The organism is Mesorhizobium sp. B2-3-4, from assembly GCF_006442315.1.
Classification (GTDB): Bacteria; Pseudomonadota; Alphaproteobacteria; order Rhizobiales; family Rhizobiaceae; genus Mesorhizobium.
In genome coordinates this window covers 87,151-100,563 of the sequence record NZ_VFVY01000021.1, presented here as the reverse complement: position 1 = coordinate 100,563, position 13,413 = coordinate 87,151, and the positions used below count along the sequence as shown (strand labels likewise).

At 65.0% G+C, this 13,413-nt stretch carries 12 protein-coding genes; 9 read left to right on the top strand and 3 right to left on the bottom strand.

Annotated features, from left to right (window positions below):
• The first annotated feature begins 58 nt into the window (after positions 1-58).
• From FJ967_RS26685 to FJ967_RS34105, 6 genes are all read left to right on the top strand, one after another.
• Positions 59-3,046, top strand: a complete 2,988-nt coding sequence (locus FJ967_RS26685) for a 2-oxoglutarate dehydrogenase E1 component (RefSeq protein ID WP_140735301.1) — start codon at positions 59-61, stop codon at positions 3,044-3,046.
• A 51-nt stretch (positions 3,047-3,097) separates the two neighbouring features.
• A complete protein-coding gene (gene odhB, locus FJ967_RS26680; protein ID WP_140735300.1) occupies positions 3,098-4,369 on the top strand; it encodes a 2-oxoglutarate dehydrogenase complex dihydrolipoyllysine-residue succinyltransferase in 1,272 nt (423 codons plus the stop codon).
• 38 nt (positions 4,370-4,407) lie between these two features.
• Positions 4,408-4,899 (top strand): hypothetical protein, encoded by a 492-nt coding sequence (locus tag FJ967_RS26675; RefSeq protein ID WP_181176152.1) that lies wholly within the window; start codon positions 4,408-4,410, stop codon positions 4,897-4,899.
• On the top strand, positions 4,896-5,651 hold the full coding sequence (locus FJ967_RS26670; protein ID WP_140735298.1) for an SDR family oxidoreductase: 756 nt from the start codon (positions 4,896-4,898) through the stop codon (positions 5,649-5,651). The genes FJ967_RS26675 and FJ967_RS26670 overlap by 4 nt, the downstream gene beginning before the upstream one ends.
• 23 nt (positions 5,652-5,674) lie before the next feature.
• Entirely contained in the window at positions 5,675-7,081 is a 1,407-nt protein-coding gene (gene lpdA, locus FJ967_RS26665; protein WP_140735297.1) for a dihydrolipoyl dehydrogenase, read from the top strand.
• 428 nt (positions 7,082-7,509) lie between these two features.
• Positions 7,510-8,265 (top strand): DUF2867 domain-containing protein, encoded by a 756-nt coding sequence (locus FJ967_RS34105; RefSeq protein WP_348643112.1) that lies wholly within the window; start codon positions 7,510-7,512, stop codon positions 8,263-8,265.
• Between the two features lie 2 nt (positions 8,266-8,267).
• On the opposite strand, the gene FJ967_RS26650 is transcribed toward FJ967_RS34105, so the two are convergent.
• A complete protein-coding gene (locus FJ967_RS26650; protein ID WP_140735296.1) occupies positions 8,268-9,338 on the bottom strand; it encodes a TraB/GumN family protein in 1,071 nt (356 codons plus the stop codon).
• Positions 9,339-9,399: 61 nt separating this feature from the next.
• Positions 9,400-10,338, bottom strand: a complete 939-nt coding sequence (locus tag FJ967_RS26645) for a tyrosine recombinase XerC (protein WP_140735295.1) — start codon at positions 10,336-10,338, stop codon at positions 9,400-9,402.
• 137 nt (positions 10,339-10,475) lie between these two features.
• Between FJ967_RS26645 and rimM the strand changes: the two genes are divergently transcribed.
• Together rimM and trmD are read left to right on the top strand one after the other, a co-directional pair.
• Complete coding sequence (gene rimM / locus FJ967_RS26640) at positions 10,476-11,075, top strand: ribosome maturation factor RimM (RefSeq protein ID WP_140735294.1); 600 nt, start codon at positions 10,476-10,478, stop codon at positions 11,073-11,075.
• On the top strand, positions 11,072-11,770 hold the full coding sequence (gene trmD, locus FJ967_RS26635) for a tRNA (guanosine(37)-N1)-methyltransferase TrmD (protein ID WP_140735293.1): 699 nt from the start codon (positions 11,072-11,074) through the stop codon (positions 11,768-11,770). Before rimM ends, trmD begins: the two co-directional genes overlap by 4 nt.
• Here trmD and FJ967_RS26630 read toward each other — a convergent pair.
• The gene (locus tag FJ967_RS26630; protein WP_140735292.1) at positions 11,752-12,504 is read right to left on the bottom strand and encodes a sulfite exporter TauE/SafE family protein; all 753 of its coding nucleotides are present in this window, start codon (positions 12,502-12,504) and stop codon (positions 11,752-11,754) included. The two genes, trmD and FJ967_RS26630, sit on opposite strands and share 19 nt — an antisense overlap.
• Positions 12,505-12,845: 341 nt before the next feature.
• Between FJ967_RS26630 and rplS the strand changes: the two genes are divergently transcribed.
• Positions 12,846-13,397 (top strand): 50S ribosomal protein L19, encoded by a 552-nt coding sequence (rplS, locus tag FJ967_RS26620; protein ID WP_140735291.1) that lies wholly within the window; start codon positions 12,846-12,848, stop codon positions 13,395-13,397.
• Positions 13,398-13,413: the final 16 nt, after the last annotated feature.

The window sequence follows — 13,413 nt, the reverse complement described above, 5'->3', positions numbered from 1 at the left end:
ACCACTGACTACTCACTATTCCCCTCGAAAGGAGACGGAGCCGGGCTCCGCGGACAAAATGGCACGACAAGATCAGGCCAACGACCAATTCTCGCTCACCTCGTTCCTCTATGGCGGCAACGCCGATTACATCGACGCGCTCTACGCCGCCTATGAGGATAATCCCGGTTCTGTCGATCCCGAGTGGCAGGAGTTCTTCGCCGGTCTGAAGGACGATGCCGGCGATGTGCGCAAGAACGCCAAGGGCGCCTCCTGGGCCAGGCCATCCTGGCCGCTGCAGGCCAATGGCGAGCTGGTCTCGGCGCTCGACGGCAATTGGGGCCTGGTCGAGAAGCATCTGGAGAAGAAGGTCAAGGAAAAGGCGGTCGTCAACGGCGTGGCGCCGTCCGACGCCGACGTCCACCAGGCAACGCGCGATTCGGTGCGCGCCATCATGATGATCCGCGCCTATCGCATGCGCGGCCATCTGCACGCCAATCTCGACCCGCTCGGCATCGCCAAGCCGCTCGAGGACTATAATGAACTTTCGCCCGAGAATTACGGCTTCACCGACGCCGATTACGACCGGCCTATCTTCCTCGACAATGTGCTGGGACTGGAATTCGGCACCATCCGGCAGATGCTGGAGATCCTGACCCGCACCTATTGTTCGACGCTGGGCGTCGAGTTCATGCATATTTCCGACCCTGAGGAAAAGGCCTGGATCCAGGCCCGCATCGAAGGCGCCGACAAGGAAATCTCCTTCACCGCCACCGGTAAGAAGGCGATATTGCAGAAGCTGGTCGAGGCCGAGGGCTTCGAGCAGTTCATCGACGTCAAGTACAAGGGCACCAAGCGGTTCGGCCTCGACGGCGGTGAATCGCTGATCCCGGCGCTGGAGCAGATCGTCAAGCGCGGCGGCCAGCTCGGCCTCAAGGAAATCGTGCTCGGCATGGCCCATCGCGGCCGCCTCAACGTGCTCAGCCAAGTGATGGCCAAGCCGCACCGCGCCATCTTCCACGAGTTCAAGGGCGGCTCGGCCGCACCCGACGAGGTCGAAGGCTCGGGCGACGTGAAGTACCATCTCGGCGCCTCGTCGGACCGCGAGTTCGACGGCAACAAGGTGCATTTGTCGCTGACCGCCAACCCCTCGCACCTGGAAATCGTCGATCCCGTCGTGATGGGCAAGGCGCGCGCCAAGCAGGATTATCTGTTCGGCCGCGGCCGCGAGGAGATCGTGCCACTGGAAGAGCGCGCCAAGGTGCTGCCGCTGCTCCTGCATGGCGACGCCGCCTTTGCCGGCCAAGGCGTCATCGCCGAAATCCTCGGCCTGTCGGGCCTGCGCGGACACCGCGTCGCCGGCACGCTGCATTTCATCATCAACAACCAGATCGGCTTCACCACCAATCCGCGCTTCTCGCGTTCGTCGCCCTATCCGTCCGACGTCGCCAAGATGATCGAGGCGCCGATCTTCCACGTCAATGGCGACGATCCGGAAGCCGTGGTGCACGCCACCAAGGTGGCGATCGAATTCCGCATGAAGTTCCACAAGCCCGTCGTGGTCGACATGTTCTGCTACCGCCGCTTCGGCCACAATGAGGGCGACGAGCCAGCCTTCACGCAGCCGCTGATGTACCGCAACATCCGCACCCACAAGACGACGGTGCAGATCTATGGCGACCGGCTGATCGCAGAAGGCCATATCAGCCAGGCCGAACTCGACCAGCTCAAGGCCGACTGGCGCGCGCATCTGGAAGCCGAGTGGGAAGTGGGCCAGCACTACAAGCCCAACAAGGCTGACTGGCTCGACGGCGCCTGGTCGGGCCTGCGCACGGCCGACAACCAGGACGAACAGCGGCGCGGCAAGACGGCCGTGCCGGTCAAGACGCTGAAGGAAATCGGCAAGAAGCTGACCGAGGTGCCGAAGGATTTCGAGGCGCACAAGACGATCATCCGCTTCCTCGAGAACCGGCGTCAGGCGATCGAGTCCGGCGAAGGCATCGACTGGTCGACGGCGGAGGCGCTGGCTTTCGGCGCGATCCTGCTCGATGGCAATCCGATCCGCCTGTCGGGGCAGGATTCCGAGCGCGGTACCTTCTCGCAGCGTCATTCCGTGCTCTACGACCAGCGCGACGAGACCCGCTACATCCCGCTCAACAATCTGTCGGCTGCCCAGGCCGGTTACGAAGTCATCAACTCGATGCTCTCGGAAGAGGCGGTGCTCGGGTTCGAATATGGCTACAGCCTGGCCGAGCCGAAGGCGCTGACGCTCTGGGAAGCGCAGTTCGGCGACTTCGCCAACGGCGCCCAGGTGGTGTTCGACCAGTTCATCTCGTCGGGCGAGCGCAAGTGGCTCAGAATGTCGGGCCTCGTCTGCCTGTTGCCGCATGGCTATGAAGGCCAGGGCCCAGAGCATTCCTCGGCACGTCTCGAGCGCTTCCTGCAGCTTTGCGCCGAAGACAACATGCAGGTGGCCAACTGCACGACGCCGGCCAACTACTTCCACATCCTTCGCCGGCAGCTGAAGCGCGACTTCCGCAAGCCGCTGATCCTGATGACGCCGAAGTCGCTGCTGCGCCACAAGCGGGCGGTGTCGACGCTGCCGGAAATCTCGGGCGAAAGCTCGTTCCACCGGCTTTTGTGGGACGATGCCCAGCTGTTGCCGAACCAGGCGATCAAGCTGACCAAGGATTCGAAGATCCGCCGCGTCGTGCTGTGCTCGGGCAAGGTCTATTACGACCTCTACGAGGAGCGCGAGAAGCGCGGCATCAACGACATCTATCTGCTGCGCGTCGAACAGCTCTATCCGTTCCCGGCCAAGGCGCTGATCACCGAGCTGTCACGCTTCCGCAACGCGGAGATGGTGTGGTGCCAGGAGGAGCCCAAGAACATGGGCGCCTGGTCGTTCATCGATCCGTATCTGGAATGGGTGCTGGCGCATATCGACGCCAAACATCAACGCGTGCGCTACACCGGCCGCCCGGCGGCCGCGTCGCCGGCGACCGGCCTGATGTCGAAGCACCTTGCCCAGCTTGCCGCCTTGCTCGAAGACGCGCTCGGCGAATAAGGCGGAATTGGGCGAACAAGAAACAGAACCGACAGAAAACGGACAGGCACAATGGCTACCGAAATCCGCGTTCCCACTCTGGGCGAATCCGTCACCGAGGCGACCATCGGCAAATGGTTCAAGAAGGTCGGCGATGCCATTGCCGCCGACGAGCCGCTGGTTGAACTCGAGACGGACAAGGTGACGGTGGAGGTGCCTGCCGCCGCCGCCGGTACGCTCAGCGAAATCGTCGCCAAGGAAGGCGAGACCGTGGGCGTCGGCGCGCTGTTGGGCTCGATTTCGGCCGGTGGCGCGGCTGCCGCTGCCAAGCCGCAGGCGGTGGCGCAAGCTTCTAGCCCTGAAGCCGCCCACACCACCAAGCAGGCCGCGGCCGAGACCGCCAAGATCGCTGGCGACGGCCCGGTCGAGCCGCGCACCATGCCGCCAGCGCCGGCGGCGGCAAAACTCATCGCCGAGAACAATCTGTCGGTCGACCAGCTCGCCGGCTCTGGCAAGCGTGGCCAGGTGCTGAAAGGCGATGTGCTCGACGCCATTTCCAAGGGCGCCCCCTCGCAGCCGGCTGAAACGCCCAAGGCTGCCCCGGCGCCCGTTGCCGTCCGCGCGCCATCCTCCGGCGACGACGCGGTGCGCGAGGAGCGCGTGCGCATGACCAAGCTGCGCCAGACCATCGCGCGCCGCCTCAAGGAAGCGCAATCGACCGCGGCCATGCTCACCACCTTCAACGAGGTCGACATGTCGGCGGTGATGGCGCTCAGGACCAAGTACAAGGACATTTTCGAGAAGAAGCACGGCGTGAAGCTCGGCTTCATGGGCTTCTTCACCAAGGCCGTCACCCATGCGCTGAAGGAAATCCCGGCGGTCAATGCCGAGATCGACGGCACCGACATCATCTACAAGAACTTCGCCCATGTCGGCGTGGCGGTCGGCACCGAGAAGGGCCTGGTGGTGCCGGTCGTGCGCGATGCCGACCAGATGTCGATCGCCGAGATCGAGAAGGAGATCGGCCGGCTGGGTATCGCGGCGCGTGACGGCAAGCTGTCGGTGGCCGACATGCAGGGCGGCACCTTCACCATCTCCAATGGCGGCGTCTATGGCTCGCTGATGTCGACGCCGATCCTCAACGCGCCGCAGTCCGGTATTCTGGGCATGCACAAGATCCAGGACCGGCCCGTGGTGGTCGGCGGCCAGATCGTGATCCGGCCGATGATGTATCTGGCGCTCTCCTACGATCACCGCATCGTCGACGGCAAGGAAGCCGTGACCTTCCTGGTGCGCGTCAAGGACAGCCTGGAGGATCCCGAGCGGCTGGTGCTTGATCTCTGAGGTGATCGGATGGCGGCTCATGCTCGGAGCGGCCTATGATGGCCCGTTTGCTTGCGCCCGTCACGGTCGGCTTAGTGCTGGCAGCAGCCAATGCTGATGCCGCCTGCCCGATTGAACTCGCCGTCTATGGCGACGCGCAGAGCGGCAGCGAGATCGACTTCACCCCGACTGGCACGTCCGCGACCGTCACCAACACGTTCCGGCTGATCCTCGACAATAATGTGGTGCTGAACGGCATCGTCATGTGGACCGCGGATGTCGCACGGCCGAACGGGGCGCTGATGTACAAGTGCCCGGAAGGCGACGTGACCGGCGCCGAGCTTGCCGCCTGCACGCTGTGGAACGGCGTGATCTATACATCAGACGACAAGGGCGCTGTCGGCCTGTTGCCGGCCGAGGGTGTGGCGGCGCCGCAGACGCTGATCCTGCCCGATCTCGGGCCGGTGCTCAGGCAATCCAAGGTTTACGGCGGCAGCGGCTTTTCGAAAGTGCCCTCGGATGTGTTCGCGATGAAGGGATGCCAGGAATGAGCGAGGCGCAAAAGGTGCTGCTGGTCACCGGCGGCAGCCGCGGCATCGGCGCCGCCGTCTGCCGGCTTGGCGCGCAGGCCGGCTATCGCGTGGCGGTCAACTACGTTTCCAACCAGGCTGCCGCCGAGACGGTGGTTGCCGACATAAAGGCCGGCGGCGGCGAGGCGTTCGCGGTCCGGGGCGATGTCGGCAGGGAAACCGATATCGTCGCCATGTTCGGCGCTGTCGACCGCGCCTTCGGCCGGCTCGACGCCTTCGTCAACAATGCCGGCATCGTCGACGTCAAGGCGCGCGTCGACGAGATGGATGTCGCGCGGCTGGAACGCATGATGCGCATCAACGTCACCGGCTCGTTTCTCTGCGCCCGCGAGGCGGTCAAGCGCATGTCGACCCGGCATGGCGGCAGGGGCGGCGCCATCGTCAACCTGTCGTCGGCGGCGGCCAGGCTGGGCGCGCCCGGCGAATATGTCGACTACGCGGCGTCCAAGGGTGCGATCGACACCATGACCATCGGGTTGGCGCGCGAGGTGGTGAGCGAAGGCATCCGCGTCAACGCGGTCAGCCCCGGCATCACCGAGACCGAAATCCACGCCTCCGGCTGCCAGCCCGACCGCGTGGCGCGGATGCAGGACCTGCTGCCGATGAAACGCGCCGGCACGTCGGACGAGGTTGCCAGCGCGGTTCTCTATCTTCTGTCGGATGCGGCTTCCTATATAACGGGCGCGATCCTGAATGTGAGCGGCGGCCGCTGAAGGCCGGCAAAAAGGACAAGACCATGGCTTATGACGTCGTAATCATCGGATCGGGACCGGGCGGCTATGTCTGTGCCATCAAGGCGGCGCAGCTCGGCCTGAAGGTCGCCGTGGTCGAGAAGAATGCGACCTTCGGCGGCACCTGCCTCAACATCGGCTGCATTCCGTCCAAGGCGCTGCTCTATGCCTCCGAAATGTTCGCCGAGGCCGGCCATTCCTTCGACACGCTCGGCGTCGAGATCGCGGCACCGAAGCTCAATTTGAAGAAGATGATGGCGCACAAGGACGCGACGGTGTCGTCCAACGTCAACGGCGTCGCCTTCCTGTTCAAGAAGAACAAGATCGATGCCTTCCGCGGCACCGGCAAGGTGATCGCCGCCGGCAAGGTCTCGGTGACGGCCGAGGACGGCAAGGTCGAGGAGATCGAGACCAAAAACATCGTCATTGCCACAGGCTCCGATATCGCCGGCATTCCCGGCGTCAAGGTCGATATCGACGAGAAGGTCATCGTCTCGTCCACCGGCGCGCTGGCGCTGGCCAAGGTCCCGGAGCGGCTGGTTGTGGTCGGCGGCGGCGTCATCGGGCTCGAGCTCGGCTCGGTCTGGGCCCGGCTCGGCGCCAAGGTGACCGTCGTCGAATTCCTCGACACCATTTTGGGTGGCATGGACGGGGAAGTGTCCAAGCAGTTCCAGCGCTTGCTCTCCAAGCAGGGCTTCGAGTTCAAGCTCGGTGCCAAGGTCACCGGCGTCGCCAAGGCCAAGAAGGGTGCCACCGTTACCTTCGAGCCGGTCAAGGGCGGCGCCGCCGAGACCATCGAGGCGGACGCAGTGCTGATCTCGACCGGACGGCGCGCCTTCTCCGACAGCCTCGGGCTCAAGGAAGCCGGCGTCGAGGTCGACGAGCGCGGCCGCGTCAAGACGGATGGGCATCTCAGGACCAACGTGCCCGGCATCTATGCCATCGGCGACGTCATCGCTGGACCGATGCTGGCGCACAAGGCCGAGGATGAGGGCGTGGCGGTGGCGGAGACCATTGCCGGCCAGGCCGGCCACGTGAATTACGATGTCATCCCGAGCGTCGTCTACACCAGCCCGGAGATCGCCTCGGTCGGCAAGACCGAGGAAGATCTGAAGAAGGCAGGGATCGACTACAAAATCGGCAAATTCCCGTTCACCGCCAACGGCCGGGCGCGCGCCATGCTGCACACCGACGGTTTCGTGAAGATCCTCGCCGACAAGACAAGTGACCGCGTGCTCGGCGTGCACATCGTGGGCTTCGGCGCCGGCGAGATGATCCACGAGGCGGCGGTGCTGATGGAATTCGGCGGTTCGTCCGAGGATCTCGCCCGCACCTGCCACGCCCACCCGACAATGTCGGAAGCGGTGAAGGAAGCGGCGCTGGCGACGTTCTTCAAGCCGATCCATATTTAACGGGCCAAGAGGCCCGGCGTCGTCGACGATATCGTCCGTTTCGCTGAGTGCTTCCCAAAACAAAACGGCCCGCCTTTCGGCGGGCCGTTCGTATTTGGTATCGCGCCGATCAGTTGGCCGGTGCAGGCGCGGGAGCTGGTGCCGGAGCAGGTGCCGGAGCGGGCGCTGGTGCAGGGGCCGGAGCGGGAGCCGGTGCGGGCGCAGGAGCAGGCTCTGCCGGCTTCATCGGTTCAGCCGGCGCGGGCGCCGGGGCCGGTGTGCTGGCCGCTGGCGGCTCGGCGGGTGCCGGGTGCTCGCCACTTCTTCCGAAAACATAATACGCGACTACAGCCAGAATAACGACGACCAGCGCAATCAGCCAGGGGCTGCCGCCACCGCCGCTCGGCCTGGGAGTGTCGTTCGATGGATTCGCCATAAAAGTGTCCTCCGTGGATGAAAATGATCAATCAACAGCCATCAACGCGCAACCGTTGAATGGGTTTCACGCTAGCGGACGAAAACGCCGGAAACGCGGCGTTTGCGAGCCTCCGCTGCCATCCGACTCAATTGACGGCGGCGACAGTATAGCCGGCTTTGCGGAAATCCTCGACCGGTCACTGTGGGAAGATGCAGCGCCGACGGCCATCAAGGCGTCGGCGTGGCGGCGTTTCGCCACGCAGCAGGCCAAACCAGCCGGTGATATCGTTGCTCAAGAGGGATTTGCCGGCATGACCTCCATTACACTGACTTTTCCCGACCCCGAAGGCGCTCTTGCCGGCGCTCAGTTCGCCGACCGATACGCGCTGACAACCGAGGGTCTGGCACTGACCGCGATGGGCGCGGCCGAACGCGTCCTGGCGCGAACACCGCGATGGGTCGGTCGCCTTACGCAGCTGCGAAACCTCGCCGTCGGTCCATTGGGGTTGAAGACCGGGGCGGATCCCGGCGCGCCGCCGGAAAGCAGGATCGGCATATTTCCGCTGATCAGTCAGGCACAAGGCAAGGTCGTCCTCGGTCTGGACGATTGGCATCTCGACTTCCGTGTGCTGGTGGAGGTGGCCGATCTGGGCGCGGGCCGGCAGGAGGTGGCCGCGTCGACGATCGTCAAGACGCACAACCTGTTTGGGCGGGCCTATCTCGCCATCATCAAGCCGTTCCATCGGATGATCGTTCCGGCGATGCTGGCCCAGGTTTTGGCCAAGTAAGGCTAAAGCCCCACAGCCGTCACGGTATAGCCGGCCTTGCGGAAATCCTCGACCAGTCCCTCCGGACCGGGAAGATGCAACGCGCCGACCGCCATGAAAGCGTTGCCCCTGGCCAGGATCGGCCCGGCATGATCGGCCATCACCTTGTTGCGGCTGGTGATCATGGTCTCCTCGAAGGCGGCATAGCCGGCGGGGTCGTTCTGCTCATCGGGCATGGCGGCGCGGAACAGCGGCCAGAACATCCCGGTGTCGCCGCGCTGGTAGAGCACGATCATGGTCTCGTTGATGTCGTTGACCTTGTCGCCCAGCTTCAGCGTGTCGACCAGGCCTTTCATGTGAAAGGCGAGTGGCAGCGAGGCCATGGCGCGTAGCTGGCTTTCGGCCGTTTCCAATCCTTCCACCGGCTTGCCGGCGGCCTTGGCGCTTTCGGCCAGCTTGACGTCGAGCACCGGCGCGCCGCCGGACTGGCGGGCGAGTTCGCAAGCCGGAAGCGCCATCATGGCCGACAGCATCCACGGCTTCATCTTGGCGACGGTTGCCGGCGGAATGCCGCGCGCGTCGAGCGCGGCATTCATGGCCGCCGCTTCCTGCGGCGACAGCAACGACGACAGCGTGGTGGAGTCGGTGAACATCATCAGGTCCGGCTCCTTCAGCATCGCCGTCATCATCTTCTGCTTGTCGAGCACGTCGGTGGTTTCGATGATGAGGGTGCCGGCGGCGTCGAACGCCTTCTGGGCATATGCCGGCAGCGTGGTGACGCGCGGATCGGTCATATGCATGGTACCGAACAGATAGGACGGCTGTTCGCCCGGTTTCTCCAGCTTCCACAACAGGCCCTTGCCGTTCAGCGTGGCGGCGGCCTCCGCCTCGATCTTGTCGTAGGTGGCGGGGTTGCTCTTCTGCAGAGCCGACAGCATGTCGGCACCGCTACAGGTCGGGACTTCGGCATGCGCCCTGCCGGCGGCGAACAGCAGGACGGCAAGGAAGGACAGGAAAAACAGCACGTTGAGCGCGACAAGCAGCTTCAGCGAGGCGGAAGCCGCACGGTCGGCGATGGCGATGACACGTTTCATGATGCCTTTCTAGGATCGAAAAGCGGCAAAACGGTTAATCGGGACGGCAAAATTGAAGGGTTCATGCCCTTGGATGGGCCTGCTCATAAATTTCCAGCAGCCTTGCGGTGTCGACGCCGGTGTAGACCTGCGTCGTCGACAGGCTGGCATGGCCGAGCAGCTCCTGGATGGTGCGCAGATCGCCGCCGCGGCCGAGCAGATGGGTGGCGAAGGAGTGGCGCAATGCATGCGGCGTCGCCGTGTCGGGCAGGTTCAGCGCCGAACGCAGCCTGGCCATGTCGCGCTGGACGATGGCCGGATTGAGCGGTCCGCCGCGCGCACCGCGAAACAAGAGCCCTTTGGGATCGAGATGATAAGGGCAGAGCCGGCGGTATTCGGCGATCGCGCGCAGCGCCACCGGCAGCACCGGCACCAGCCGCGTCTTGCCGCCCTTGCCGGTGACGCGCAGCACGGTGTCGGCCTCCGATGCCAGATCGCCGGCGCAGAGCCCAAGCGCTTCGGAAATGCGCAGGCCGGAGCCGTAGAGCAGCGTCAGCACGGCGGCATTGCGGGCCGCGATCCACGGCTCCTCGGCCAGTTGGCCCCCGATCGAAACGACCTGTCTGGCATCGCTCGCGGTCAGCGGCTTGGGCAGGGATTTGGGTTGGCGCGGCGCTCGCAAGGCGGCGGCACCGGCCGCATTGGCGAGGCCGCGCCGTTCCAGAAAGCGCAGCAGCGAACGGATACCAGCCAGTCCGCGGCCAAGCGTGCGTGCGCCCGCGCCGGCATTGCGGCGGGCTGCGAGGAAGCCGCGCAGATCGGCGGGGCGCAGGTCGGCAATGTCGGAAATGCCGGGCGGTCCGCCGATATGACCGGTGAGGAAGTGCAGGAACTGGCGTGAATCGCGCTCATAGGCTTCGACGGTTTCCGGCGACAGCCGGCGCTCGCGCGCCAGCATCTTCAGCCAGTTTTCGCGCGCCGCCTGGAGATCCGATTTTGCCGGGATGAGGAATTCGGGCATGGCGTCTGTTCCGGTTCGTCTGCATTTTCCGGCAGCCGGGTTAGGAAGCGGTGAAGAGGCCGTCATTGAAATGACAGCGAGGCGATCATTGAAATGACGCCGGGGCGGCGCTAGAGCAGGCCAAAGGATATTTCGCGATGATCAAGCCGCAAAACCCCGTCCAGATGGCCGTTATCGGTGCCGCCCACGGCATCAAGGGCGAACTCAGGGTGAAAACCTTCACCGGCGAGCCGATGGCGCTCGCCGATTATGGACCGCTCTATGCCCGGGACGGGCGCGCCTTCCAGATCACCGACATCAGGCCGGCCAACACGGTCGTGGTGGTGCGCTTCAAAGGGATCGGTGACCGCAACGCCGCCGAGGCGCTTGCCGGCACGGAGCTGTTCGTCGACCGTTCGATGCTGCCCGACGATGGCGAGGAGGATGAGTTCTACCATGCCGACCTGATCGGGCTCGAAATCCGGGATGATACCGGCGCGGCCATCGGCAAGGTCGTCGCGGTGCACAATTTCGGCGGCGGCGACATCCTCGATGTGACGCTCGCCGGGCGCAAGGGTGTGCTGATCCCGTTCACGCAGGCCGCCGTGCCAGCCGTCTCGGTCGCCGAGGGCTTTGTCCGCATCGATCCGGTGGCCGCCGGGTTGGTCGACGACGAGGATAGCGAGGCGCCGCGTGAGGACGATTTCGACCCCAAGGGCAGGCCGCGCGGCCCGCGCGATGCCGGGGGCAACCGGTGAGCTTTTCGGCCAGCGTGCTGACGCTCTATCCCGAGATGTTTCCGGGCGCGCTCGGCCTGTCGCTGGCAGGCCGGGCGCTGGAGGCCGGCACATGGTCGCTTTCAACGATCCAGATACGCGACTTCGCTACCGACAAACACCGCACCGTCGATGACACCCCGGCCGGCGGCGGCGCCGGCATGGTGATGCGCGCCGATGTGCTGGCCAAGGCGATCGACCATGCCGCGCCAGCCGGCGACCCGCGTCCCAAATTGCTGATGAGCCCGCGCGGCAAGCCGTTGACGCAGGCACGTGTGCGCGAGCTCGCCGCCGGGCCGGGCGCCGTCATCCTGTGCGGCCGCTTCGAAGGTGTCGACCAGCGGCTGATCGATGCGCGGGGATTGGAGGAAGTCTCGATCGGCGACTACATACTCTCCGGCGGCGAACCGGCGGCGCTCGTGCTGCTCGACGCGGTCGTGCGGCTGCTGCCAGGCGTCATGGGCAATGCGGTATCAGGCGAGGAGGAGAGCTTCGAGAACGGTCTGCTCGAGCATCCGCACTTTACACGGCCGCAAGAGTTCGAGGGCCGGCCGATCCCGGACGTGCTGATCTCCGGAAATCACAAGAAGATCGCCGAATGGCGGCGCAAGCAGTCGGAGCGGCTGACGCAGGAGAGGCGGCCGGATCTGCCGGGCGCTCAGCCCTTGGTGAAATAATAGAAGGCGAGAAACAGGCCGACCGCGATGACGAAGCCGCGCACCACGTTCTGCGGCACGCGCTTGGCGATCCAGACGCCGGCATAGCCGCCGAGCGCGCCGCCCGGGATCATGACGATGGCCTGCGGCCAGGCGACGACGCCGCCCGAGACGAAGACGATGATGGCGACAGCCGCGATGACCACGGCCAGCATGTTCTTCAGCGCATTCAGCCGGTGGTAGTCGCCGGCCTGGGTCAGGCCGAGCGTGGCCAGCATCATCACGCCCATGCCGGCGCCGAAGAAGCCGCCATAGATGGCGGTGACGAACTGCGCCAGCGATCCGGCGAGTGAACCCACCGCCGCCTCATGCCCGGGTTTCGGCGCCGGTTTCAGCCACGGTCCTGCAGCAAACAGCGCGGTCGCGCCCAGAAGCAGCCAGGGCACCAGGACGCGAAACGAAGGATTGTCGAGCGCCAGCAGGATCAGCGCGCCGGCAAGCGCGCCAATGGCTGAAATCAGGCAGAGCAGCAGCGCGCCGCGCCAGAAATGCCTGATGTCGGCCCAGTAGGCGAGCGTCGAGGTGATGTAGCCGGGAAATTGCGTCACCGAGGAGGTGGCGTTGGCCACGATCGGCGGCACGCCGACCAATGTCATGGCGCCGAAGGTGACGAAGGTGCCGCCGCCGGCGACCGCGTTGGCGGCGCCCGAGAGAAAGCCCGCCAGGAAGAGCAGGATGGCGTCGAAGACAGACATGGAGGCCGCCGTCAAGAAATGTGCTATGTCTGGCTTAGGAAGCTTGCCGGACCGGCGCAACCCGGCACGGCAGGATTACGATGGTGCCATGCCGGGAAGCCATGCCGGCAAAAAATGCATGGGCAAGGCGTGACAAAGCGCCGAAATAGCTGTATGTGCCCGCCCGTACCGGACAGAAGAATCTGCCGGACCCGTCAACAATGACGGTGTAGTCGCCCCTGTCCGATGTTTTTGAAGACAAATGTCTTGGAGACAAAGGACATAGCCGAGCGGTCGAAAAGTACTGCAAGGCGAGCGCCGGGCGCTCTGACTGTCGGAAGAACAAGAAGTGGATTACCGAGATGGATCTCATCCGTCAGCTCGAGGCCGAACAGGCCGCCAAGATCGAAGCCAAGCGCAAGCTTCCCGAATTCCAGCCCGGCGACACCGTGCGCGTCCAGGTCCGCGTGACCGAAGGCACCCGCACCCGCGTCCAGGCCTATGAGGGCGTCGTCATCGCCCGTTCCGGCGCCGGCTTCCAGGAAAACTTCACCGTCCGCAAGATCTCCTACGGCGAAGGCGTCGAGCGCGTGTTCCCGGTCTACTCGCCGATGGTCGAAGGCGTCGAGATCGTGCGCCGCGGCAAGGTGCGCCGTGCCAAGCTCTATTACCTGCGTGACCGTCGCGGCAAGTCGGCCCGTATTTCGGAAAACACCGGCGTGCGCGCCCGCAAGCTCAACGATGAGGAGCGCGACGCGCTGAACGCCGAGAAGGCCCGCATCGAGGCCGAGAAGGTAGCCGCCGCCCAGGCGCTGGCCGCCGAGACGGCCGCCAAGGAAGCCGCCGAGAAGAAGGCCGCCGCCGAGGCCGAAGCAGCAGCCAAGGCTGCCGCCGATGCAACTCCGGCCGAATAAGGCTCGACGCAAGATT

Excerpts from the sequence above, each read along its gene's own strand:
- FJ967_RS26675 (WP_181176152.1), top strand. The coding sequence starts at position 4,408 with ATGGCCCGTTTGCTTGCGCCCGTCACGGTCGGCTTAGTGCTGGCAGCA.
- lpdA (WP_140735297.1), top strand. The coding sequence starts at position 5,675 with ATGGCTTATGACGTCGTAATCATCGGATCGGGACCGGGCGGCTATGTC.
- rplS (WP_140735291.1), top strand. The coding sequence starts at position 12,846 with ATGGATCTCATCCGTCAGCTCGAGGCCGAACAGGCCGCCAAGATCGAA.
- FJ967_RS26630 (WP_140735292.1), bottom strand. The coding sequence starts at position 12,504 with ATGTCTGTCTTCGACGCCATCCTGCTCTTCCTGGCGGGCTTTCTCTCG.
- FJ967_RS26645 (WP_140735295.1), bottom strand. The coding sequence starts at position 10,338 with ATGCCCGAATTCCTCATCCCGGCAAAATCGGATCTCCAGGCGGCGCGC.
- FJ967_RS26670 (WP_140735298.1), top strand. The coding sequence starts at position 4,896 with ATGAGCGAGGCGCAAAAGGTGCTGCTGGTCACCGGCGGCAGCCGCGGC.
- rimM (WP_140735294.1), top strand. The coding sequence starts at position 10,476 with ATGATCAAGCCGCAAAACCCCGTCCAGATGGCCGTTATCGGTGCCGCC.
- odhB (WP_140735300.1), top strand. The coding sequence starts at position 3,098 with ATGGCTACCGAAATCCGCGTTCCCACTCTGGGCGAATCCGTCACCGAG.
- FJ967_RS26650 (WP_140735296.1), bottom strand. The coding sequence starts at position 9,338 with ATGAAACGTGTCATCGCCATCGCCGACCGTGCGGCTTCCGCCTCGCTG.
- FJ967_RS26685 (WP_140735301.1), top strand. The coding sequence starts at position 59 with ATGGCACGACAAGATCAGGCCAACGACCAATTCTCGCTCACCTCGTTC.